At 67.8% G+C, this 21,227-nt stretch carries 20 protein-coding genes and 3 tRNA genes; 14 read left to right on the forward strand and 9 right to left on the reverse strand.

The features are described 5' to 3' along the window. Window positions 1-47: 47 nt before the first annotated feature. The 3 genes from ABD893_RS05590 to ABD893_RS05600 all read right to left on the reverse strand — a co-directional run bounded on the left by ABD893_RS05590 (window position 48) and on the right by ABD893_RS05600 (window position 1,465). The gene (locus ABD893_RS05590) at window positions 48-1,070 is read right to left on the reverse strand and encodes an NADP-dependent oxidoreductase (protein WP_345076605.1); all 1,023 of its coding nucleotides are present in this window, start codon (window positions 1,068-1,070) and stop codon (window positions 48-50) included. A 104-nt stretch (window positions 1,071-1,174) separates the two neighbouring features. Next, window positions 1,175-1,248 (reverse strand) — tRNA-Asp (locus ABD893_RS05595). Between the two features lie 144 nt (window positions 1,249-1,392). Continuing rightward, window positions 1,393-1,465: transfer RNA gene (locus ABD893_RS05600), tRNA-Glu, on the reverse strand. A 169-nt stretch (window positions 1,466-1,634) separates the two neighbouring features. Between ABD893_RS05600 and ABD893_RS05605 the strand changes: the two genes are divergently transcribed. Then, complete coding sequence (locus ABD893_RS05605; RefSeq protein WP_345076608.1) at window positions 1,635-2,000, forward strand: metallopeptidase family protein; 366 nt, start codon at window positions 1,635-1,637, stop codon at window positions 1,998-2,000. An 85-nt stretch (window positions 2,001-2,085) separates the two neighbouring features. Here ABD893_RS05605 and ABD893_RS05610 read toward each other — a convergent pair whose 3' ends face one another. Together ABD893_RS05610 and ABD893_RS05615 are read right to left on the reverse strand one after the other, a co-directional pair. Continuing rightward, on the reverse strand, window positions 2,086-2,754 hold the full coding sequence (locus ABD893_RS05610) for a response regulator (RefSeq protein WP_425548345.1): 669 nt from the start codon (window positions 2,752-2,754) through the stop codon (window positions 2,086-2,088). Then, entirely contained in the window at window positions 2,751-3,884 is a 1,134-nt protein-coding gene (locus tag ABD893_RS05615) for a sensor histidine kinase (protein WP_345076614.1), read from the reverse strand. The genes ABD893_RS05610 and ABD893_RS05615 overlap by 4 nt, the downstream gene beginning before the upstream one ends. Before the next feature lie 199 nt (window positions 3,885-4,083). Between ABD893_RS05615 and ABD893_RS05620 the strand changes: the two genes are divergently transcribed. The 9 genes from ABD893_RS05620 to ABD893_RS05660 all read left to right on the forward strand — a co-directional run bounded on the left by ABD893_RS05620 (window position 4,084) and on the right by ABD893_RS05660 (window position 12,605). Continuing rightward, a complete protein-coding gene (locus tag ABD893_RS05620; protein ID WP_345076617.1) occupies window positions 4,084-5,091 on the forward strand; it encodes an ABC transporter ATP-binding protein in 1,008 nt (335 codons plus the stop codon). Window positions 5,092-5,147: 56 nt separating this feature from the next. Continuing rightward, complete coding sequence (locus ABD893_RS05625; RefSeq protein WP_345076620.1) at window positions 5,148-5,882, forward strand: ABC transporter permease; 735 nt, start codon at window positions 5,148-5,150, stop codon at window positions 5,880-5,882. A 135-nt stretch (window positions 5,883-6,017) separates the two neighbouring features. Next, window positions 6,018-7,649: an alpha/beta hydrolase gene (locus tag ABD893_RS05630; RefSeq protein ID WP_345076623.1), complete on the forward strand. Its 1,632-nt coding sequence runs from the start codon at window positions 6,018-6,020 to the stop codon at window positions 7,647-7,649. A gap of 184 nt (window positions 7,650-7,833) precedes the next feature. Then, a tRNA-Thr gene (locus ABD893_RS05635) sits at window positions 7,834-7,909 on the forward strand. A gap of 187 nt (window positions 7,910-8,096) precedes the next feature. Then, window positions 8,097-8,597: a hypothetical protein gene (locus tag ABD893_RS05640; protein WP_345076626.1), complete on the forward strand. Its 501-nt coding sequence runs from the start codon at window positions 8,097-8,099 to the stop codon at window positions 8,595-8,597. A 26-nt stretch (window positions 8,598-8,623) separates the two neighbouring features. Continuing rightward, window positions 8,624-9,007, forward strand: coding sequence for a hypothetical protein (locus ABD893_RS05645; RefSeq protein ID WP_345076629.1), 384 nt, complete (start codon window positions 8,624-8,626; stop codon window positions 9,005-9,007). 281 nt (window positions 9,008-9,288) lie between these two features. Continuing rightward, window positions 9,289-10,110, forward strand: a complete 822-nt coding sequence (locus ABD893_RS05650; protein WP_345076632.1) for a hypothetical protein — start codon at window positions 9,289-9,291, stop codon at window positions 10,108-10,110. 445 nt (window positions 10,111-10,555) lie between these two features. Then, window positions 10,556-11,017 carry a Fur family transcriptional regulator gene (locus ABD893_RS05655; protein ID WP_345076635.1) on the forward strand — a complete coding sequence of 154 codons (462 nt, stop codon included), beginning with the start codon at window positions 10,556-10,558 and terminating at the stop codon, window positions 11,015-11,017. A 94-nt stretch (window positions 11,018-11,111) separates the two neighbouring features. Continuing rightward, a complete protein-coding gene (locus tag ABD893_RS05660; protein ID WP_345076638.1) occupies window positions 11,112-12,605 on the forward strand; it encodes a catalase in 1,494 nt (497 codons plus the stop codon). A 328-nt stretch (window positions 12,606-12,933) separates the two neighbouring features. Here the strand turns inward: ABD893_RS05660 and ABD893_RS05665 are convergent, their stop codons facing one another. Continuing rightward, window positions 12,934-13,317, reverse strand: a complete 384-nt coding sequence (locus tag ABD893_RS05665) for a universal stress protein (protein ID WP_345076641.1) — start codon at window positions 13,315-13,317, stop codon at window positions 12,934-12,936. A gap of 202 nt (window positions 13,318-13,519) precedes the next feature. Next, window positions 13,520-14,161, reverse strand: coding sequence for a lysophospholipid acyltransferase family protein (locus ABD893_RS05670; RefSeq protein ID WP_345076644.1), 642 nt, complete (start codon window positions 14,159-14,161; stop codon window positions 13,520-13,522). Window positions 14,162-14,449: 288 nt separating this feature from the next. Here ABD893_RS05670 and ABD893_RS05675 point away from each other — a divergent pair, with 288 nt between their 5' ends. From ABD893_RS05675 to nrdE, 4 genes are all read left to right on the forward strand, one after another. Continuing rightward, window positions 14,450-15,958 carry a Gfo/Idh/MocA family protein gene (locus tag ABD893_RS05675; RefSeq protein WP_345076647.1) on the forward strand — a complete coding sequence of 503 codons (1,509 nt, stop codon included), beginning with the start codon at window positions 14,450-14,452 and terminating at the stop codon, window positions 15,956-15,958. A 661-nt stretch (window positions 15,959-16,619) separates the two neighbouring features. Then, on the forward strand, window positions 16,620-16,874 hold the full coding sequence (nrdH, locus tag ABD893_RS05680; RefSeq protein WP_345076650.1) for a glutaredoxin-like protein NrdH: 255 nt from the start codon (window positions 16,620-16,622) through the stop codon (window positions 16,872-16,874). Between the two features lie 21 nt (window positions 16,875-16,895). After that, window positions 16,896-17,294 (forward strand): class Ib ribonucleoside-diphosphate reductase assembly flavoprotein NrdI, encoded by a 399-nt coding sequence (gene nrdI, locus ABD893_RS05685; RefSeq protein ID WP_345076653.1) that lies wholly within the window; start codon window positions 16,896-16,898, stop codon window positions 17,292-17,294. A 5-nt stretch (window positions 17,295-17,299) separates the two neighbouring features. Further along, window positions 17,300-19,432, forward strand: a complete 2,133-nt coding sequence (nrdE, locus tag ABD893_RS05690; protein WP_345077737.1) for a class 1b ribonucleoside-diphosphate reductase subunit alpha — start codon at window positions 17,300-17,302, stop codon at window positions 19,430-19,432. Between the two features lie 148 nt (window positions 19,433-19,580). Here the strand turns inward: nrdE and ABD893_RS05695 are convergent, their stop codons facing one another. Both ABD893_RS05695 and ABD893_RS05700 read right to left on the reverse strand, forming a co-directional pair. Continuing rightward, a complete protein-coding gene (locus ABD893_RS05695) occupies window positions 19,581-20,603 on the reverse strand; it encodes a permease prefix domain 1-containing protein (RefSeq protein ID WP_345076656.1) in 1,023 nt (340 codons plus the stop codon). Continuing rightward, window positions 20,600-20,935, reverse strand: coding sequence for a PadR family transcriptional regulator (locus tag ABD893_RS05700; protein WP_345076659.1), 336 nt, complete (start codon window positions 20,933-20,935; stop codon window positions 20,600-20,602). The genes ABD893_RS05695 and ABD893_RS05700 overlap by 4 nt, the downstream gene beginning before the upstream one ends. Between the last annotated feature and the right edge of the window lie 292 nt (window positions 20,936-21,227).

Genomic DNA, 21,227 nt, shown 5'->3' on the forward strand with positions numbered 1-21,227 from the left:
GGCGGTGTAAGGCACGCCACGCGACCTGGCCGGGTCGATGGTGACGCTCAGGAGACCTGGACGATGGCCTTGCCGAAGTTCTGGCCGCGCAGCATGCCCGCGAACGCCTCGGGTGCACGGTCGAGCCCCACGGTGATGTCCTCGGTGTGCTGCACCTGCCCGGAGGCGAGCCACCCGGTCATGTCCCGCAGGAAGTCCTCGAACATCGATGGGGCGAACTCGTTCTGGATGAAGCCGCGCAGGGTGAGGCTCTTCGAGAGCACTGCCTGCATCTGCTGTGCGCTGCGGTCGGGACCGTCCGGCAGCGAGGTGGCGTTGTAGTGCGCGGCCAGCCCGCACACTGGCACCCGTGCGAACTTGTTGAGCTGCGGCAGCACCGCATCCCAGACCGTGCCGCCGACGTTCTCGAAGTAGACGTCGATGCCGTCGGGTGCGGCCGCGGCGAGTGTGCCGGCCAGGTCCGGGGCCCGGTGGTCGAGCGCTGCGTCGAAGCCGAGCTCGCGCAGGCGGGCGACTTTCTGCTTCCCGCCGGCGATGCCGATCGCGCGGGCGCCGTGGATCTTGGCGATCTGGCCGACGGCAGAGCCGACCGGACCGGTGGCCGCTGCGACGGCGACGGTCTCCCCGGGCTGGGGCTTCCCGATCGCGAGCAGACCCGCGTAGGCGGTGAAACCGGGCATGCCCAGCACGCCCAGGGCCGTGGTCACCGGTGCGGCGGCAGGGTCGAGGCGGCGCAGCTGCGCGGCGGGTTCGAGGCTGTACTCCTGCCAGCCGCCGTAGGAGAGGACGGTGTCGCCCGGGGCGAAGCCTTCAGCTGCGGACTCGACCACCTCGGAGACGGTGCCGCCGACGATCACGTCGCCGACCGCCATCGGTGCGGCGTAGGACTTCGCATCGCTCATGCGGCCGCGGACGTACGGATCCAGGGATACATATCGGGTGCGCAGCAGGACCTGACCCGCTTCAGGGGAGGGGACCTCGGTCACATCGTGCGTGAAGTCGGCGGCGACGGGCTCGCCGTGGGGCCGTGAGGCGAGGCGGATGCGGTGGTTCTGAAGAGTGGTGCTCATCCCTCGAGCGTAGGGGAGCAGGTGGCGCACCGCGCGGGTGGCGTCGGGTGAGCTGAGAAACGAAGAAGGCCCCGGAATGATATTCCGAGGCCTTCTTTCGAGGGCGACCCTGACCGGGCTTGAACCGGCGACCTCCGCCGTGACAGGGCGGCACTCTAACCAACTGAGCTACAGGGCCATGCGTGTCTGTGCGCTTCTCGTACTCGCTTCGACTCGAACAACTCTACCGGATGTCCTGGGGGCTCTCGACCAAACTGGTTGTGAGCCGTCTCGCACTTCCGTTTCGCCTGGTCCGGACGTTTCCGTCGCACCTTGAGCGAAGTACCCCCAACGGGATTCGAACCCGTGTCGCCGGCGTGAAAGGCCGGTGTCCTAGGCCACTGGACGATGGGGGCCCGGGCAGCAGAACTGTCCGACGAAAAGCATACCCATCTCTGGCGGTCCTTGCCTCCGAGTTCGGCATGGATGCGTCCTATCCGACACGATCCGGTGCCGTGGAGGGCTTTCAGGTCACTTCCTCCGCTCAGCCCACCATGCCCGATCCGCGCGTGGTTCGATGGCTGCATGATGCGGATCAGTCGCGAGGAGTTCGAGGAAGCGGTCGACGACGCGCTGGACTCGCTGCCCGAAGAGATCGCGCGCGCCATCGCCGAGGCGAACGTGGTGATCCTGGTGGAGGAGGAGCCGCTCCCCGAGCAGGCCGGCGGCCGTGAACTGCTGGGCCTGTATGAGGGGATCCCGCTGGACCAGCGCTCGGTGTTCGACGGCTACGCCCAACCGGATCGGATCTTCATCTTCCGCGGCCCGCTGCAGCGCCACGCCATCTCCCGTGAACACCTGGTCCGGGAGATCGCAGTGACCGTGCTGCACGAGCTCGGCCACCTGTTCGGGATCAGCGACGCCCGCCTCCACGAGCTGGGCTGGGGCTGACCACAGCCCGGCAGTCCGCAGCCCGGCTGGCCACAGCCCGGCTGACCACCGCCCCGCAGACCACAGCCCGGCTGGCCGCCGCGCGTCAGACCTGGTCGGTGTCGAGATCCGTGAGCCCGGCCTCGTGGGCGATGATCGCGATCTGCACTCGGTTGGTGCAGTCGAGCTTCGCGAAGATCTTCGAGACGTGCGCCTTCACGGTCGCCTCGCTCATGAACAGCCGCATTCCGATCTGCGCATTGGACAGTCCTGCACCGACCGCGCCCAGCACCTCGGTCTCCCGCTCGGTGAGCTGGTCGAGGCCGGGGTGCTGCTCCTGACGCGAGCCCGGATTGGCGTCGGAGAAATGCGAGAGCATCCGTCGGGTGACGGTGGGGGAGAGCATGGCCTCGCCGCCGGCGACGACATGGACCGCGCGGGCGAGGTCCTGGGGCGGGGTGTCCTTGAGCAGGAAGCCGCTGGCGCCGGCCTCGAGCGCCTCGAAGACGTACTCATCCATGTCGAACGTGGTGAGCATGATGATCTTGGGCGGGTTCGGCAGAGCGCAGACCGCACGGGTCGCGGCGATCCCGTCGAGCTTCGGCATACGCACATCCATCAGCAGCACGTCCGGGCGGTGCTTCTGGACCAGCGTGACCGCCTCCGCGCCGTCGCTGCCCTGACCCACCACCTCGATGGCCGGGTCAGCGCCCAGGATCATCGCCAGCCCGGCGCGCACCAGGGAGTCGTCATCGATCAGTCCTACACGTGTCACGTCGCCGTCGGCCACGGGATCACCGCCCTTACTTCGAAGCGTCCGTCGTCGGTGGGGCCCGACGCGATGGTTCCGCCCGCGTGCGTGACGCGGGTTTCGATGCCCGAAAGGCCCATACGGGCCCCGGGCAGATCTGTCATGAACCCCTTGGGGAGAACATTACTGACCTCGATCACCAGCTCGGTGCCGGGTTCGCCGATCAGCGCCACCCGCGCCTTGGTGTGCAGAGCGTGCTTGTGGATGTTGGTCAGCCCCTCCTGCACCACCCGGTAGGCGGTGCGCGCGAGCGGGTCGGGGACCGGGTCGTCGATGAAATCGAAGAGGTCCACGGAGATGCCGGCATCCTGCGAGGTGATCACCAGGCGGCGCACGTCCTCCCAGGTCGGCTGCGGGGCCAGCGGTGCTTCCTCGCCATCGCCGCGCAGCACACCCAGCACCTCCCGCAGCTCCGAGAGCGCCGTGGTGGCGGTCTGCCTGATCAACGCTGCGGACTGCTGCACCTGAGCGCGATCGAGGTTCGGGTTCACCTCGAGAGCGCCGGCCTGCAGGGCGACCAGCGAGATCTTGTGCGCGACGATGTCGTGCATCTCGCGGGCGATGCGCGTGCGCTCGGCGCGTCGGGCCTGCTCCTCCGCGACGGTGCGCCCGGACTCCGCCTGCTCCGCGCGCTGCTGGAGCTGACTGAGCAGTGCCCGGCGGGTCGAGGTGTACATTCCGGTCGCGGCCGAGGCGGCGACGATCAGCGTGCTCACCACCAGCCCGGTGAGTCCCAGGTACAGGCTGGTCCCGGTCCAGATCAGCGAGGACACCGCCCCCGACGACACGGCCAGCACCGCGATCAGCAGGGTCAGCAGGCGATAGTGGCTGCGAGTCGCGAAGCAGTAGACGACGATGATCAGCACCGAGACCGACATCGCTGCGGTGTTCAGCACCAGCAGCACAGGAAGCAGCCAGCGCCAGTGCCGATGGCGGAGCAGCAGAGCACCGCCGAGCACGAGCGTCAGCCCAGCGCGCCACAGCTCGATCGAAGAGGTCGCGAAGACCACCCCCGCTATCGCCTCGGCCGCCACGACGGCGAGGACGAGCGCCTCCTGCCAGCGCTGCCGCTTCGGGGCACCCAGTTCATCCACGTGGCCACTGTAATCGTGCAGCTCGTGACGGCCTGCCGGAGATGGCACCGGATGCTCGGCCTTCGCCCCAGGTCGGGGACGGGATCGACGGAGGTCGCCCCTGCCCGTCCCGCAGGCCGCCCGCGGCGCGACCTTCGTCGCCTCCTGCCTGGACCCGCGGCGCTGTCTTGACCGCGGACTGCAGGAGGAGTCTCGTGCCATGAGCAACACGACCCCTTCTTCCGCATCCTCCGGCCCCACCCTCGAGGTGCGCGGCGTGACCAAGCGCTACGGCGAGCGCGCCGCCGTCGACGACCTCAGCTTCGTGTGCCATCCCGGCAGCGTCACCGGATTCCTCGGCCCCAACGGCGCCGGCAAGTCCACCACTCTGCGCATCCTCACCGGGCTCGCGCAGGCCGACGCCGGCGAAGCGCTCGTCGGCGGGGAGAACTATCGTCGGCTCTCCCATCCCGCGCGCACCATCGGGGTGATGCTCGATGCCCGCGCCCTGCATGGCGGCCGTACCGGCCTGGAAACTCTGCGCCTGACCGCCAGAACGGTCGGCATGCCCGCCTCCCGGGCCGACGAGGTGCTCGCGCAGGTGGGCCTCCAGGATGCCGGCGGCAAGCGTGTGGGCGGCTACTCCTACGGCATGCGCCAGCGGCTCGGGATCGGAGTCGCGCTGATCGGCGATCCTGCCGTGCTGGTCCTCGATGAGCCCGCGAACGGCCTGGACCCCGAGGGGATCCGGTGGATGCGCCGTCTGCTGCGCTCCTTCGCCGACGCCGGCGGCACGGTGCTGCTCTCCAGCCACCAGCTGCGCGAGGTCGAGGCGACGGTGGACCGGCTGGTGGTCATCTCCCAGGGCCGCCTGGTGCGCGAGGGCACCCTCGAGGAGCTGACCGCCGGCTCGGGCGCCGGGACCCGCGTCACCGCGCTGGACCCCGCCGCGCTCCTGAAGGCTCTGGACAAGCACGGGATCGCTTATGAGCAGCGCCTCGGCGCCGATCTCGAAGTGAGCCTCGCCCCCGAGGACATGGGTCGCCTGGCACTGCGGGAGCAGCTGGTGCTCACCTCCCTGGGTGCGACCTCCGGCGGCGGGCTCGAGGACCTCTTCTTCGCCCTCACCGGCGGGACCGAACAGCCCGTCGGTACGGAGCCCGCGAGCACCGCCATGGCCTCGGAGATCGCTGCGGTCCCCGAGCCCGCCCCGGCGCCGCTCCGCTGACCCGTTCTGCCTGACTCACCCCGCCCCGCACTGACCCACCTCAAAGGAGTCACCCCATGAGACCCATGATCGACCTGCGCAGCTTCCTCGACACCCGTGGAGCCGCGATCCTGCTGACCCTGTCCGCGCTGGCCATCGCCGGCTTCGCCGCTCTCGGTGGGCTGATCCAGCCCGCTGTCATGCCGGGCGGCACCTCCGACGTGGAGTTCACCTTCATCGTGATCGCCCTCCCGCTGAGCCTGATCATCCCCGTGATCACGGTGATGATGGTGGCGGGGGAGTGGTCCGACAAGTCCATCCAGAACACGCTGCTGCAGCGCCCTGGCAGGCTCGCGGTGCTGACCTCGAAGGTGCTCGCCGCCGCCGTCGTGTTCCTCGCGCTGATGGTGCTGTCCATCGGCTTTGCCGCCGCCGCCACCTGGGTCGGTGGCGAGCTGCTCGGCGACGGTGCGGTCTTCTCCAGCTTCGAGGGAGTGCTGACCACCCAGCTCGCGATCATGGTGGCGACGCTGCTGTTCTCCGCAGCGATGGCGATCCTGCTGCAGTCCACCGTGATCGGTCTGGTCACCGCGATCGGGGTGCCCGTCGTCATCTCCACCGCTGGAGCCCTTGCGATGGTGTTCGGCTCCGAGGTGATCAGCGACATCATTCGCGCGGTCGATCTGCAGACGGCTGCCGGGCTCTTCGGCGGTGGGGAGGCGACTGCCTTCGAACTGCTGCCGCTGCTGCTCCTGGTGGTCGTGCCGACCGTCTTCGGGATCCGGCGCTGGAACCGGCGCGAGGTCGGCTGAACGGTCAGGGAACAGGACCTGCGCGGGGCCTAGGATGGCCGGGCCCCGCGCTGCCCGCGCGCCGTGACGTCCACGCGCTGCGGATCCCGCCGCCCTTCTCGTCCAGCCCGCTTCCCGTACGGACAAGGAACCCGCATGACTGTCGCTGCCCTCCCTCCCCGCCTCTCCCGTGTCGCCGCCGCGGCGGCGGTGACCGTCCTGCTGCTGGCCGGCTGCACCGGACCCGACGGGGCACCGGACGACGGCGACGGGGCGAGCGACGGCGGCGGCACGTCGGCAGCGCCTGGGCCAGCCCCGGACGCGCCGGCGCTCGAGGAGCTCGGCACCTCCGCCGCCGTGGACCTTCCCACGGACCCCGCCGAGGATCCTGCCTATGCCGACTACTACGGCCAGGAGATCGAGTGGGGCCCCTGCGAGGACGTCGAGGCGACGGATGTCGAGTGCGGCACGATCGAGGTGCCTCTGGTCTGGAACGATCCGGAAGCCGGGGACATCCAGATCGCGGTGGGACGAATCGCAGCCTCGGGAGAGCGGATCGGCGCCTTGGTCACGAACCCCGGCGGGCCCGGCGGCTCGGGGGTGAACTACCTCGAGAGCATGCCCTACCTGGTCTCTCCTGAGGTGCGCGGCGCCTATGATCTGGTCGGCTTCGACCCCCGCGGAGTCAGTCGCTCCGCCGGCATCGAATGCCTCAGCGATGAGGAGACCGATGAGTACCTCGCCGCCGACGGCGGAGCCGATGCTGCGGAGACTCAGCGACGCGCCGAGGAGTGGGGCACCCGGATCGCGGAGGCCTGCGAGGCGAACTCCGAGGATGTCCTGCCCTATCTCGACACCTACTCCGCCGCCCGTGACATGGACGTGCTGCGTGCGGCGCTCGGCTCTGAGCAGCTGGACTACCTGGGGTATTCGTACGGGACCTACCTCGGCGCCAGCTATGCCGAGCTGTACCCCGCACGAGTCGGCCATTTCGTGCTGGATGGCGGGGTCGACCCCACCTCGACCAGGAACGACTTCGCCGCAGGTCAGGCCGAAGGCTTCGAACGGGCCACCGAGGCGTTCCTCGCGGACTGCCTGGAGACGGGGGAGGGCTGCCCGTTCAAGGGCAGCGAGGAGGAGGCCAAGCAGCAGCTGCTCGCCCTCTTCGACTCAGCGGAGGCCAACCCGCTGGGCACCGGAGACCCCGACCGGCCGCTCACCGGGAGCCTCGCCCGCTCGGCCGTGATGCTGCTGATGTACGACGACGGGCTGTGGGACTACGGCCGCGATGCGCTCTCTGCCGCGATGAGCGGGGATGGCTCGCTGCTGCTCTCGATCTCTGATATGTCCTCCGAACGCGCCGAGGACGGCAGCTACCGCACCAACGGGACCTACGCGATCACCGCGGTGAACTGCCTGGATCGTCCTGGAGCCGCTGACGAGGAGTGGGTCGCGCAGGAGGCGGAGCGCCTCGCCGAGGAGTTCCCGACCTTCGGCCCGAGCTTCGGAGGGAACGGCTGCGCCCAGTGGCCGGTCCCCCCGCTGCGCGAGCCGGCTCCGATCGCGGCCGCGGGCGCCGACCCGATCGTGGTCATCGGAACCACCGGCGATCCGGCGACCCCGTACAAGTGGTCGCAGAGCCTCGCCGAGCAGCTCGAGAGCGGGGTGCTGCTCACCTTCGAGGGGAATGGGCACACCGCCTACGGACGCTCCGGCGGCTGCATCGAGGAGCAGGTCGACGCCTATCTGCTCGAGGACACCGTGCCGGAGGACGGGATGACCTGCTGAGCACTCACCCGGCCGACGGGGTGACTCGGCCGACCGGGAAATTGCCCGACAGGGGGACGGCCGACGGGGTGACCGGCGGACGGGGCGGCCGGCCGACGGGGTGACACGGATCGCCTCGTCCTGTTTTGCGCGGGACCCTGCAGGTCACGTACAGTGAACCGGTCCGCCGTGCACCGGCGGGCACGCCGCCTTAGCTCAGTCGGTAGAGCGATTCACTCGTAATGAATAGGTCAGGAGTTCGATTCTCCTAGGCGGCTCCAGAAAGGGCCTCTGACCAGCAACTTAGCTGGTCGGAGGCCCTTCGCTATGCGGTCAGGTACGTACAAATGGTACGTAAATCATCGATTCCTGGAGCCTCAGCTCGAAGAATTGACAACACTCTGACGCGAGTGAAACGGTGCAAGGGATGCGGGCGGCAAAGCGTCCGTGCGGATGATAGGAGAATCCATGCGCACCCACTCAACGATGAGAGCGGCCACGCTGGTGACGACTGCAGTTCTGGCGCTTGGAGCTAGTTTCGCGTCGGCCAACGCACACGTCGGATCTTCAGCGCCGACAGAGACCACAGTTGCATCCACGGCATCCAACAAGTACGAGCAGTCCCTCACCGCCGAAGACGGCACCGTAGTCACCTTCAAGCTCGACGTGGAATCTCAGACTCTGACCGTCTCGAACAGCCGCGGTGACCGCGAGGTTGTGTCGGTGCCCGACGAAGTCATCGAAGACCTCACCTCCAACGCCGCCACCAGCCCCGGCACGATCTCAGTCCAGCGCGTCAGCGTCGAAACATGCAAGAACATCCTCTCTGCCGCAGGCTACGCAAACGGGATCGTATGGACGCTTGCAACCATCGCCGCCGCTCCGACCGTCGCAGGATCCCTCGTCGGAGCAGGAGCTGGGCTCATCACGTCGGCGATGCTCACGGAAGCGGGACGCCTGTGCAAGTGAACAATCCCTCGAATGCTGATCACGGCATGGAGCACGACCCACAACCCCGGTTCCGCGAGCGTCTTGAGAGCTGGTGGCAGAACCTTCCCCGAACCAAGCGGTTTCCGGTCATCGCGGCATTGATCTTCATCCCCTTAGGTTTGATATCAACCGTCAGCTTTCTCCAGCTGATCCGCGATCCGGACCTGGCTCCCGGATTCCAGTGGTCTGCCGCGTTGGAGCTCGCGACCGGGGTCGCCTGCGTGTTCTGGTATTTCTCGCCTGCCCGTGGCAGCCGAGCGGTTCTCGCCCACATCGCAATAGGAGTGGCGCTCCTGCTGAGCACCGGATTCGCCCTGTACATCGGGATGCAGGCGCTGCGGGCCCAGGCCCTCGGCGTGAGCCTGATGCAGGCGGCGGGCATCGCGTAGCTATTGTCACGCAGCCGCCCACAGTTTAGTCGCGGGTTCAGTCGCGGAAGGCCACCGGCTCCCCGGCGTGGCGACGCAACCCCCCGCGCACCTCGGCGGACAGCTGCACCAGGCACCGTGAGGCTGGCGCCGCCGATCCCGGAGAGCCACAGCCGCACCACCACCCCGTCCCGGCGATTCCCAAGCGGACGTACCTACTCGATCCTTTGTGCGGCCAGCACCGTCTGCACCGACGACCCCGCCCCGACGGCACCTACTGGCTCGACTGGTCGTATCGACCGATGGACGGATCGAAGACGAAGCAGCGACGGTCCGAGGGGCGGACGATCGGCGAGGCGCGCCGGCGGGCGCACGAGAAGGCCGAGGGGCTCCGGGCGGCAAGCCGGCCGATGACATGGCAGACCCGCGACAGGCTCACCGAGTACATCGAGCAGGTCGGCAAGAAGGCCCTCAACGAGGCCCGGCTCGCCAAGGCGTCCCAGGAGCGCTATCTCGGCGTCCTGCGCTACCTGGTCGGCGACTGCGGCGAGCACCGGCATGAGAGCTCCCTGAAGGAGCACACGATCTCCTCCGGCACCCGCTTCCGGGTCCTGGAGAGGTGCCTCCAGGAGATCGCTGCCACCCACGGCAGCGAGACCCCCCATCAGGCACGCAGCGTGCTCGGCAAGTACGTGCTGGATCAGCTGATCCGCGACGACCTGATCGTCGCGTCCCCCATCGCCGGCAAGCGCATCGACCTCTCGGGCGGCAAGAGCCGCGAGAGGGCCCGTGGGGGCGTCTCGCTGACACTCGAGCAGTGGAACGCCGTCATCGACCACCTGCTGACTCTCGACCCCGCCGAGGGCGTCGAGAGGCCCAGGCAGGGCATGTACACCCTCGAGGACCGGATCGCCGTGAAGGCCAACGCGATCGACCTGACCATCCTCCAGGCGCTGACCGGCCTGAGGGTCGGGGAGGCCACGTCGATCACCTGGGCGATGGTGGAGCTGACCGACGAGGCCATGGTGCTGCACCTGCCGCCGGAGGTCGTCAAGACGAAGCGCGGCCGGCCCCTGTACGTCACCGCCCTGGCCGACTCGCTCCGGCGGCTCCGGCCGGCCTAGGTACGTACGACGAGTACGTACTGACTACATACCTTCAGCAACGTTGACCTACCGTCACCAACGGTCCTGGAGTCAGTGGGCGCCCTGGTGGAGCGTCGATTCCGTGCTCGTACCTGGCGAGTCTGGATCGAGCCGTCCAGACTGAACAGGTCAGGAGTTCGATTCTCCTAGGCGGCTCCGCGCGAATGAGGGTCCCGCTCCTGTGACACACAGGGACGGGACCCTTCGTTCGTTCCGGCTGTCGTGTCGGCGGGAGTTCAGGAGGCCGTTCAGGCCGCCGGCTTCGCAGGGCTGATGACGAGTTCGTCGATCACCAAATTCGGGGACTGGTCAGCACGAACGAGACCGCGCCGCGCTCCCGCATCCCGGCAGCACCGCATCGATCACCTAGACCGGACCCAGACGCTTTCTTGAGATAGTCCAGATAGGGGCGTATGGTGGAGGCATGTCGACCACCGCTCACACCTCCGCCCTCCGGGGCGCGGGCCTGCGCGTGACCGCTCCGCGGCTCGCGACGCTGGCGGCGGTCGAAGCCCATCCGCATGCCGATGCCGAGACGATCGCCCGATCCGTCCGCGAGAGCCTGGGGACCGTGTCCCGTCAGGCGGTCTACGACGTGCTCAACGCCCTCTCCGATGCGGATCTGCTGCGTCGGGTGTCGGTGGGTGGGCGCAGCATGCAGTACGAACTGCACCGCCATGACAATCACCATCATCTGGTCTGCCGCGAGTGCGGTCGGCTCGAGGACATCCCGTGCGCGGTCGGGGCAGCCCCCTGCCTGATACCGCACGACTCCCACGGCTTCGACATCGAGATCGCGGATGTCGTCTACCGCGGCGTCTGCTCGGACTGTCGAGCGTCGGTGGCCGCGAGCCCCACCGGGCCCACTGCGGCCCCCACCCCCTGATCCCGGCCTGGCGGCCACCGATATCCGTCCCGGCCCCCGTATCCGAACTTTTTCTCACAGCTTGTCAGAATCCCCCACCACATAGGAGATGCAGATGACCGACTTTGATCCCACGATTCCGAGCACCACGGAATCCGGTGCCCCCCGCGAGTCCGATGCGCACTCGCTGAGCGTCGGCGCCGACGGCCCGCTGCTGCTGCACGACGTCGCCCTGGTCGAGAAGCTCGCCCGCTTCGACCGTGAGCGCGTCCCGGAGCGCAGCCCGCACGCGAAGGGCTCCGGCGCCTTCGGCGAGCTCGAGGTGACCGAGGACGTCTCGAAGTACACCAAGGCGGACCTGTTCCAGCCCGGTCGCAAGACCCCGATGCTGGCCCGCTTCTCCACCGTCGCCGGTGAGCTCGGCTCGCCCGACACCTGGCGCGATGTGCGCGGCTTCGCGCTGAAGTTCTACACCCAGCAGGGCAACTTCGACATCGTCGGGAACAACACCCCGATCTTCTTCCTGCGCGACCCGATGAAGTTCCCCGACTTCATCCACTCCCAGAAGCGCACCCCGGATTCGGGCCTGCGCTCGAACCAGATGCAGTGGGACTTCTGGAGCAACTCGCCGGAGTCCGCGCACCAGGTGACCTACCTGATGGGTGAGCGCGGCCTGCCCAGGTCCTGGCGCCACATGAACGGCTACGGCTCGCACACCTACATGTGGGTCAACGAGTCCGGGGAGAAGTTCTGGATCAAGTACCACTTCCACACCGATCAGGGCCTGGAGTTCCTCAGCAATGAGGAAGCCGAGAAGCTCGCGGGCTCCGACGGCGACTACCACCGCCGCGACCTGTTCGACGCCATCTCGCGCGGCGAGAACCCCAGCTGGACCATGTCCGTGCAGGTGATCCCCTACGACGATGCGAAGAACTACCGCTTCAACATCTTCGACCTCACCAAGACGGTGCCGCACGCGGACTACCCGCTGATCAAGGTCGGGAAGTTCACCTTGAACAAGAACCCGCAGAACCACTACGCGCAGATCGAGCAGGCCGCCTTCAGCCCCGGCAACACCGTGCCGGGCACGGGCGTCTCCCCGGACAAGATGCTGCTGGGACGCGTCTTCTCCTACCCGGACGCCCAGCGTCACCGCATCGGCACCAACTTCAACCAGCTGCCGGTGAACCAGCCGGTGGTCCCCACGAACTCCTACGACAAGGAAGGGTTCATGCAGTTCCTGCACAGCGGGGACGCACCGGTGTACGCACCGAACTCCTACGGTCGTGCCTACCAGGACGAGCAGGGACCGGTCGACAACGGCTGGGAGTCCGACGGCGAGATGGTGCGCGCCGCGTACACCCTCCACGCCGAGGACAGCGACTTCATCCAGCCCGGCATCCTGGTGCGCGAGGTGTACAACGACGCCCAGCGCGACCAGTTCGTCGAGACCGTCTCCGGTGCGCTGAGCACGGTCGAGGAGCCGGTGCTGAGCAAGGCGCTGCAGTACTGGAAGAACGTCGACACCACCATCGGTGAGCGCATCGAGCTCGCCGTGGGCACCGCCAAGGGCGATGAGCAGCCGGGCGGCGATCCGTTGAACGCCTGATCCACAGAGCAGTCAGGGCCGGGCCGGGGCGGGATGCCCCGGCCCGGCCCTGTGTCGTGGGCCTGGCCGCGGCCTGGTGCCTGCGGGACGTCGCTTCGCCGATTCTGCGCTCAGGACCTGTCCGAAGATGTCGGATAGGTCTTGAGCGCAGAATCGTCGCGGGGAAGTGGTCGCGGGAGATGCGGTGCGAGGGCGGCGCCCGGGGGAGAACCGGTCGCTCAGGCTCTGCTGTCTGTCTGTGCTCCTGCCGTTCGCGGGCTCACAGCACGTCGCTCAGGCTCTGCTGTCTGTCTGTGCTCCTGCCGTTCGCAGGCTCACAGCACGTCGCTCAGACGACGAGGACCTCGCAGTCGGCGGAGAGCAGGAGCTTCTGGACGGTCAGGCCCAGCAGGTGACGGGCGAGCTCGCGGTGACGGCGCACGCCGAGCACCAGCAGCTCTGCCTTCTCCTCCTCCTGCACCCGCAGCAGCACATCGGCGATGTCGTCGTCGGTGCTCTCCTGGCGGAAGGCGACACGTACGCGGGAGTGTCGCAGCTGGTCACGAGCGATCTCGAGCTGTTGTTCGTCGGCGTGGCGGGGATCGGTGCCGATCCCCTCGCGCAGCACGTTGACCACGATCAGCGGCCCACCCCGCTGCTCTGCTTCGTCGCGGGCAGCGGACAGCGCCCTGAAACCCACCTCAGTGGGGATGAATCCGACGACGACGGCCATCTGCTCTCCTCGGGTGCGGTCCGGGCGGCGGCCGCTCGGTGTGCGCGGCCTGGTCAGATCCTACGTGCCTCCGGGCGGTCGGCGGTGGGACTGCGGTGGATCAAGGCTCGAAGCCCGCTGCTCGCGGCTCGACGCCCGAGGCCCGGCGAGATCGCGGGGGAGAGGCAACAGCGCGGCCGGGGAGAGCCCAGGACGACAGGACCTAGGCGCGACGTTGGCCGGAGAGCTTCTGGATCTCGTCCATGATCCGGGCGTTCAGGATCCGACGCCGCACACCTTTGGAGGCGGTGGGGTCGATGTCCTCGAGGCGGATCGGAGCGCCGATGCGCACGGTGATCGCACCGCGATGGGGGATCAGCCGGGAGAACATGTGCTGAGTGCCCTTGAGGCCGACGGGGATCACGGGGCAGCCCGACTCGACGGCGAGCCAGGCGGCGCCCTGCTTCCCCGGATGCAGCAGCCCGTCCCGGGAGCGGGTGCCCTCGGGATAGATCGCGAAGCCGTCGCCGTCGCGGAGGATGGTCAGGCCAGCCTGGAGCGCGCCCTTGCCGGAGGACATCGCCTCGCGATCCACCGGCACCGCCTCGACGGCCTCGAAGAACCAGTGCAGGATCCGCCCGCGGATCCCCTTCTGGGTCCACAGGGTGTCCTTCGCGACGAAGCGGATCTGCCGTGGCAGCGCCACCGGCAGGATGAAGCTGTCGATGTTCGAGAGGTGGTTGGAGGCGATCACGAAGCCGCCCTCGCGGGGAACGTTCTCGATCCCGGAGACCCGGGGGTTCCAAAGGAGCTTGACGAGGGGGCGCGAGAAATTGCGGGCGCCGAAGTAGAAGCGTCTGGCCACGTGGTCCTCCTGAGACGTGCTGATCCGCGCCCTACGATAATCCCGGTCTGCGGGTTCCCGTGACGCTCGATGCGTGACCTCCGTCCCGGCATCAGCCCGGGCGTCTGTTCCCGCATCTGCCCTGCGCCGCAGGTCGCGCCGGAGAGCTGGTCGGCCTGGCATCACCCGGGTGTGGTAGAACAGGCGTGCGCTGCGTGCCGTCCGCAGCGCGCTGTCGGAACGGCCCGGCGCCCGCCGAGGAGCCCGCGGAGCTGCCGCCGACCCCGTCCGAGCCCGAGGAGCCAGTCGATGCCCAAGACCCTGAACATTGCCGTGATCGGCGCCGGAACCATGGCCCAGGCCGTGCATCTTCCGGTGCTGCGCAGGCGGTGGGACCGTTTCACGATTGCTGCGCTGGTGGACCACTCGCCGCGTCGGCGCCGCGAGTCCTCCGAGGTGTGGGGGATCGAGGAGGACAAGCGCTTCGAGACTGTCGCGGATCTGATCGCGGCAGTGCGCGGGAAGACTCTCACGATCGATGCCGCCCTGCTGTCCACGGACGGTCTGCATGTGGAGGATCTGCTCACCCTCATGCGGCGCGGTATTCCGGTGCTGGTGGAGCCGCCGGTGGGATTCTCCGCCGACGAGGTCGAGCAGGTCGCCAGCTTCGAGCGGATGACCGGCCGACGCATGCTGATGATGGCCTATCCGCAGCAGTACGACGACTCCGTGACCCGCATGTCCGAGCACATCCCCGTCAAGGATCTGCGGATGGTGGACCACGAGGTGCTGATGCCCGCGAGCCAGCCGCTGTTCGGCAGTGCTCACGTCACCACGGCGTCCTACGATCTGCCCACCGAGGTGCGCTCGCAGCGTCGTAAGGCTCTGCAGGCCGCGGTGGAAGCGGGGGCGGGCGACGGCGCCACCCAGCGTGATCGCGACCTCTACGTCAAGGGGCTGCTGACGGGCGTGGCCCATCAGATGGCCGTGATCGAGGCGGCGTACGGCCCGATCGTCCGCCTGGTCGCTGTGCGGCATTGGCCCAAGGGCGTGATCCCCGGTTCGATCGAGCTGCTCGGCGAGCTGGACGGCGGGGCGCAGGTGCGCCTGGTGTGGCACTACCTGCCCTTCGCCCCGGAGTACTCCGAGAACGTGCAGGTGCTCTCCGCGCGCCGTCGGATGCGGGTGGAGCTGCCCGCTCCTTCGCACAGCGAGGTCCGCTCGACGGTCTCCCTGCGGGAGAAGAAGTCCGGCGTGGTCCAGGAGACCTCGACCACGGCGCCCAAGGGGGCGGTGGAGCTCATGTGGGAGGCGTTCCACGCCTTCGTGGAGAAGGGCAAGGAGCCGGTCTCGGGTGCCGCCGAGGCCGCCGCCCAGGTGACGCTGCTGCGCGAGGTGCTCTCGAGCATCGTCGGCGCGGACGGCCGCAGCCTCGAGGCAGAGGAAGACGCTGAGGGCGAGACGTCCACGGAGGAGACGTCGGTCGCTGCAGCACCGGACGACGCAGCACAGGACGACGCAGCACCGGACGACGCAGCGGCGGGCGATGAGACGTCGGTGGGTGCGGCGCCTGCGCAGGCTGTCGACGGCAGCGCCGCCGCTGCGGGGGAGCCCGAGATGACGGTGGCGATCGCCGAGCCCGGCACACCGGGGGAGGAGGCCGTCGATGTGTGGCAGCTCGGCGAGCAGCCCCCAGCAGACGGAACGGTCGAGGGTCCGCCGTTGGACGGCGCGGCGCCGGCTGCTCCGGCGGCTGGCAGCCCCTCGGTCGACCCCCAGGTGTCGTCGGCTCCCACCCCGGGGGACCTTCGCTCCTGACCGCGCACGAGCACTGAGAACCCCCGCCGCCCACTGGGCCGCGGGGGTTCTCGCATCTGGAGGGTCTTGGGTATGCGGAGGATGAGCCGGACGGGTACGCGACTCGGGCCGGACTGGCATACGCAGGACGGGCCGGAGGGTTGCGACTCGGGCCGGTCGGACGGACGCGCCGACGACACGCCGGACCCGTGATCACGACACGCCGACGACACGCCCAGCTCGCCCCCGGACACGCCAGGGACCTACCTCACTTCAGTGCACCGAGGAGGCTCGCGGGGGCGGCGCCATCCACCGCGAGGACGGGCTGTCGGACCCCTCGTCCACACTGCACTGTGCACGCATCCTCGGGTTTCGTGCGTGGCCCACAGCTCCGTCCCCAACTCTGCGGATCTATCCACAGTCCATCAACAGTCGATTGTGGATGACAGTGTTGTAACTCAGTACATCTAGTGGTCGTCGCGCCGAGACACCACTAGGTGTAGTGTTGACGTAGTCGCACCGCATCCGGTCTCCGGAAGTCGGGCGGCGCACCGGGATTCACCGTTGCGCCCCTGATCCACAGCTCTGGAGCGTGGCGGCACGGTCCTTCGGACCGCCCCCGGACAACCCGTGAAGCTCTCGTCCTGCGCCCCCGGCGCGGCGCTCGTGAAAGGCCCCTCCCTTGGACATCACCGTGTACTCGAAGCCCCTCTGCGTCCAGTGCGATGCGACCAAGCGCGCCCTGAACAAGGCGGGCGTCGCCTACGACGTCGTCGACGTCACCGAGGACGACGCGGCGCGTGAGCGCATCATGAATCTCGGGTATCTCCAGGCCCCCGTCGTGATCGCGGGCCAGGACCACTGGTCCGGCTTCCGTCCCGACAAGATCAAGACCCTCGTGGGTGCCGGCGCGCAGCGCCAGGCCACCGCTATCTGATCGGGCCCGGGAGGCGTCGGCGTGGCGAACCTCGTCTACTTCTCCTCGGTGTCCGGCAACACCAAGCGCTTCGTCGAGAAGCTCGAGATGCCGGCACGCCGGGTCCCGCTGTACCCACGGGATGAGCACCTCGTCGTCGACGAGGACTTCGTCCTGGTGGTCCCGACCTACGGAGGGGGCAACGGCCAAGGTGCCGTCCCCAAGCAGGTCATCAAGTTCCTCAACGACGAACGCAACCGGAAGCGCATCCGAGGCGTGATCGGTGCGGGGAACACCAACTTCGGAGAGGCCTATTGCTTGGCGGGCGACATCATCGCCCGCAAGTGCGAGGTCCCTCATATGTACAAGTTCGAACTGTTCGGCACTCCGCGCGATGTGACGCGGGTCCACGACGGATTGGAAGAGTTTTGGCGACACTGACCGAGATCCCCCCGGTCGAGCACAACAAGCGGCTCGACTACCACGCGCTGAACGCGATGCTGAACCTGTACGGACCGGATGGGAAGATCCAGTTCGACAAGGACCGCGAGGCTGCGCGGGAATACTTCCTGCAGCACGTGAACCCCAACACCGTCTTCTTCCACTCGCTGCGCGAGAAGATGGACTACCTGGTCGAGAACAAGTACTACGAGCCCGATGTCCTCGAGCAGTACGATTTCTCGTTCATCGAGTCCCTCTCGGAGCAGGCCTTCGCCAAGAAGTTCCGCTTCCCGACCTTCCTCGGCGCCTTCAAGTACTACACCTCGTACACCTTGAAGACGTTCGACGGCGAGCGGTACCTCGAGCGCTTCGAGGACCGTGTGGTGATGGTGGCCCTGGGTCTGGCTCGCGGTGACGAGCAGCTCGCCCGCAACCTGGTCGACGAGATCCTCGACGGCCGCTTCCAGCCGGCGACCCCCACCTTCCTCAACGCCGGCAAGGCACAGCGCGGAGAGCTCGTCTCCTGCTTCCTGCTGCGCATCGAGGACAACATGGAGTCGATCGGTCGCTCGATCAACTCCGCCCTGCAGCTGTCCAAGCGCGGCGGCGGCGTGGCCCTGCTGCTCTCGAACCTGCGTGAGTACGGTGCGCCGATCAAGCACATCGAGAACCAGTCCAGCGGCGTGATCCCCGTGATGAAGCTGCTCGAGGATTCCTTCTCCTATGCGAATCAGCTCGGTGCCCGCCAGGGCGCCGGTGCGGTGTACCTCAACGCCCACCACCCGGACATCCTGCGCTTCCTGGACACCAAGCGCGAGAACGCCGACGAGAAGATCCGCATCAAGACCCTCTCCCTCGGCGTGGTCATCCCTGACATCACCTTCGAGCTCGCGAAGAAGAACGAGCCGATGTACCTGTTCTCCCCGTATGACGTGGAGCGCGAGTACGGCAAGCCCTTCGCCGACGTGAACGTCTCCGAGGTCTATCGGGACATGGTCGACAACCCGAACATCTCCAAGAAGAAGATCCAGGCGCGTGACTTCTTCCAGATCCTGGCGGAGATCCAGTTCGAGTCCGGCTACCCGTACATCATGTTCGAGGACACCGTGAACCGGGCGAACCCCATCGCCGGCAAGGTCACCCACTCCAACCTGTGCTCCGAGATCCTGCAGGTCTCGACCCCGTCGACCATGAATGTGGACCTCAGCTATGAGGAGATGGGCCGGGATATCTCCTGCAACCTGGGCTCGATGAACATCGCCAAGGCGATGGATTCACCGAACTTCGCCCAGACCATCGAGACGGCCATCCGTGGCCTCACCGCGGTCTCGGACACCTCGGACATCGACTCCGTGCCGACCATCGCCGAGGGTAACCGCAAGTCCCATGCGATCGGCCTGGGGCAGATGAACCTGCACGGCTACCTGGCACGCGAGCGGATCTTCTACGGCTCCGACGAGGGCCTGGACTTCACCAACATGTACTTCTACTCGGTCACGTATCACGCCATCAAGGCGTCGATGCGGCTCGCGAAGGAGCGCGGAGTGAAGTTCTACGACTTCGAGAACTCCAAGTACGCCACCGGCGAGTACTTCACCAAGTACACCGACAAGGTGTGGGAGCCCCGCACGGAGAAGGTGCGTGCACTGTTCGCCGAGTCCAGCGCTCACCTGCCCTCGCAGGAGGACTGGAAGCAGCTGCGTGACGAGGTCGCGGAGCACGGCATGTACAACGCCTACCTGCAGGCTGTCCCGCCGACCGGCTCGATCTCGTACATCAACAACTCCACGAGCTCGATCCACCCCATCGCCTCCCCGATCGAGATCCGCAAGGAGGGGAAGATCGGCCGGGTGTACTACCCCGCCCCCTACCTCACCAACGACAATCTCGAGTACTTCCAGGACGCGTACGAGATCGGCTACGAGAAGATCGTCGACACCTACGCCGAGGCCACGCAGCACGTGGACCAGGGTCTGTCGCTGACGCTGTTCTTCAAGGACACCGCCACGACGCGCGATATCAACAAGGCGCAGATCTACGCCTGGCGCAAGGGCATCAAGACCCTCTACTACATCCGGCTGCGGCAGATGGCGCTCGAGGGCACCGAGGTCGAGGGCTGCGTCAGCTGCATGCTCTGATCTCGTGAGCGGCACCCGCTGAGGTGCCGATCCAGACGCCGACGGGCGGGTCTCCCCAGGGGGGAGGCCCGCCCGTCGGTGTCGTGGTGGGTGCTGCATCGTGGTGGAGGGCGCCGACCGACCGGGAAGGCTCGTCCCCGAGTCAGGCTCAGCGGCTCCTGACGTGCCGGCGGGAACCCTCGTCCCCGCGCAGCGCGACGCTGAGCCCGGACAGGGCGCCGTAGAGCACCCCGGCCACCGGCCAGATCACCCAGGTGAGCCCCCAATTCCCGGACAGGAAGCTCCACCCCAGATAGATCGCGACCATGATCGGCCAGTAGATCGCAGCCACCACGCGCACCACGGGATTGTCGCTGTATTCGGGGGAGTCGTCCTCCTCTTCCTCCTGGAGCAGGGTGCTGCTCGCGGAGTCGGACCATCCCGCCCGGGCGATGATCGCGAGGCCCAGCGCCACGATCACCAGCGTCCCGCTGACGCCGTAGAGCGTGACGGTGGACCCCTCGCTCGAGAGGAGCGCGACCAGGAGGGTGGGAAGGGCGCTGAGGATCCACAGCGTGATCGCGACGGCGGTGGCGAGGATGGTGGCGCGGCGATGCTCGCGCTTGATCCCCTGTGCGTAGCCGCGCACCTGCGCGGTGGGGGCGAAGTCGCCTTCGTCGATGTCCTCGTAGGCGCTGAGCCGTGCTCCCCGCGCCATCATCAGCAGGATGCCCAGGCTTACCATCACCAGCACCGCGGCGATGCCGACGCCGATCGCCCAGCTCGCAGGCTCGCCCTGGGAATCCGAGGTGGCGGCGATGAGCAGCAGCAGCGGTGCCGCGCTGAGGACGAACAGGGCCAGGCCGGTCGCGGGCAGCCACTGGGAGCGCCGCACGGCGTCGACATAGGTGCGGGCGCGATCGAGCTCGAGCGGTGCGGCCGGCGGTGCTGCGGGTGCGGCGGCGGCGCGGCCCAGCTCGGCGCTGATCCCCAGCACCGGGGCGACTTCCTCGAGGGTGCCGAACTCGGCGATGACCTGCCCCACGGCCTGGGACTCGGTGAGGCCGTCCTCGATCAGGCCCTGCTGCTTGTCCTCCATCATGGCGTGCAGCTCGGTCCGTGCCTCCCGCAGGCGGGCGGACTCCGGGTAGGGGGAGAAGAGGGTGTCCAGATAGGAGTCGATGACGTTCACGAGGCGTCCTTTCCTTTCGTGAAGTGGTCCACGAGTGCTCGGGTGCTGCGCCATTCGTCGCGTTTGAGGCCGAGCTGTTCGAAACCGGTGGGAGTGAGCTTGTAGTACGTGCGGGGCTTTCCCGTGGGGGAGACATCCTCATAGCTGTCGAGGAGGCCCTGGGACTGCAACCGCTTGACCGCGGTGTAGAGGGTGGTCTGTTTGATGACGTACTCGCCGCGGGAGCGATCGGTGATGGTCTTGGAGATCTCGTAGGCGTAGGAGGGCTGCGTCTCGAGGATCGCGAGCAGGATCAGATCGATATGCCCGCGAATGGCGTCGGCTCCGATCACATCGGCTCCTCTCTGTCCGTAGGTTCTTTCCGTCGATGGGGTGGGGACCGGCGAGCCGGTTCAGGAGCTGGGCTGCTCTCGCACCTGCGCCGGGTGGGCGCGGCCTGCTGTTCCACCGAGTTGCTGTGCACACCGTACTACGGCAGGCGTAGTACGGCAAGGGGCGTATCGTTGGTCCTCGATACGGGATGCGGGCGCCTGCGCAAGGACATGCCTGCCCTACGATGCAGTGCGGGCGACGTCCGCCGTCGCCTCCTCGCCCCGACTTCGGGATCCCCTCTCTCCACCTCTC

This window comes from Brachybacterium paraconglomeratum (genome assembly GCF_039541415.1).
Lineage (GTDB): Bacteria > Actinomycetota > Actinomycetes > Actinomycetales > Dermabacteraceae > Brachybacterium > Brachybacterium paraconglomeratum_A.

Excerpts from the sequence above, each read along its gene's own strand:
- ABD893_RS05645 (WP_345076629.1), top strand. The coding sequence starts at position 8,624 with ATGGAGCACGACCCACAACCCCGGTTCCGCGAGCGTCTTGAGAGCTGG.
- ABD893_RS05655 (WP_345076635.1), top strand. The coding sequence starts at position 10,556 with ATGTCGACCACCGCTCACACCTCCGCCCTCCGGGGCGCGGGCCTGCGC.
- ABD893_RS05640 (WP_345076626.1), top strand. The coding sequence starts at position 8,097 with ATGCGCACCCACTCAACGATGAGAGCGGCCACGCTGGTGACGACTGCA.
- ABD893_RS05650 (WP_345076632.1), top strand. The coding sequence starts at position 9,289 with ATGGACGGATCGAAGACGAAGCAGCGACGGTCCGAGGGGCGGACGATC.
- ABD893_RS05590 (WP_345076605.1), bottom strand. The coding sequence starts at position 1,070 with ATGAGCACCACTCTTCAGAACCACCGCATCCGCCTCGCCTCACGGCCC.
- ABD893_RS05620 (WP_345076617.1), top strand. The coding sequence starts at position 4,084 with ATGAGCAACACGACCCCTTCTTCCGCATCCTCCGGCCCCACCCTCGAG.
- ABD893_RS05625 (WP_345076620.1), top strand. The coding sequence starts at position 5,148 with ATGAGACCCATGATCGACCTGCGCAGCTTCCTCGACACCCGTGGAGCC.
- ABD893_RS05605 (WP_345076608.1), top strand. The coding sequence starts at position 1,635 with ATGATGCGGATCAGTCGCGAGGAGTTCGAGGAAGCGGTCGACGACGCG.
- ABD893_RS05675 (WP_345076647.1), top strand. The coding sequence starts at position 14,450 with ATGCCCAAGACCCTGAACATTGCCGTGATCGGCGCCGGAACCATGGCC.
- ABD893_RS05665 (WP_345076641.1), bottom strand. The coding sequence starts at position 13,317 with ATGGCCGTCGTCGTCGGATTCATCCCCACTGAGGTGGGTTTCAGGGCG.
- ABD893_RS05660 (WP_345076638.1), top strand. The coding sequence starts at position 11,112 with ATGACCGACTTTGATCCCACGATTCCGAGCACCACGGAATCCGGTGCC.
- ABD893_RS05630 (WP_345076623.1), top strand. The coding sequence starts at position 6,018 with ATGACTGTCGCTGCCCTCCCTCCCCGCCTCTCCCGTGTCGCCGCCGCG.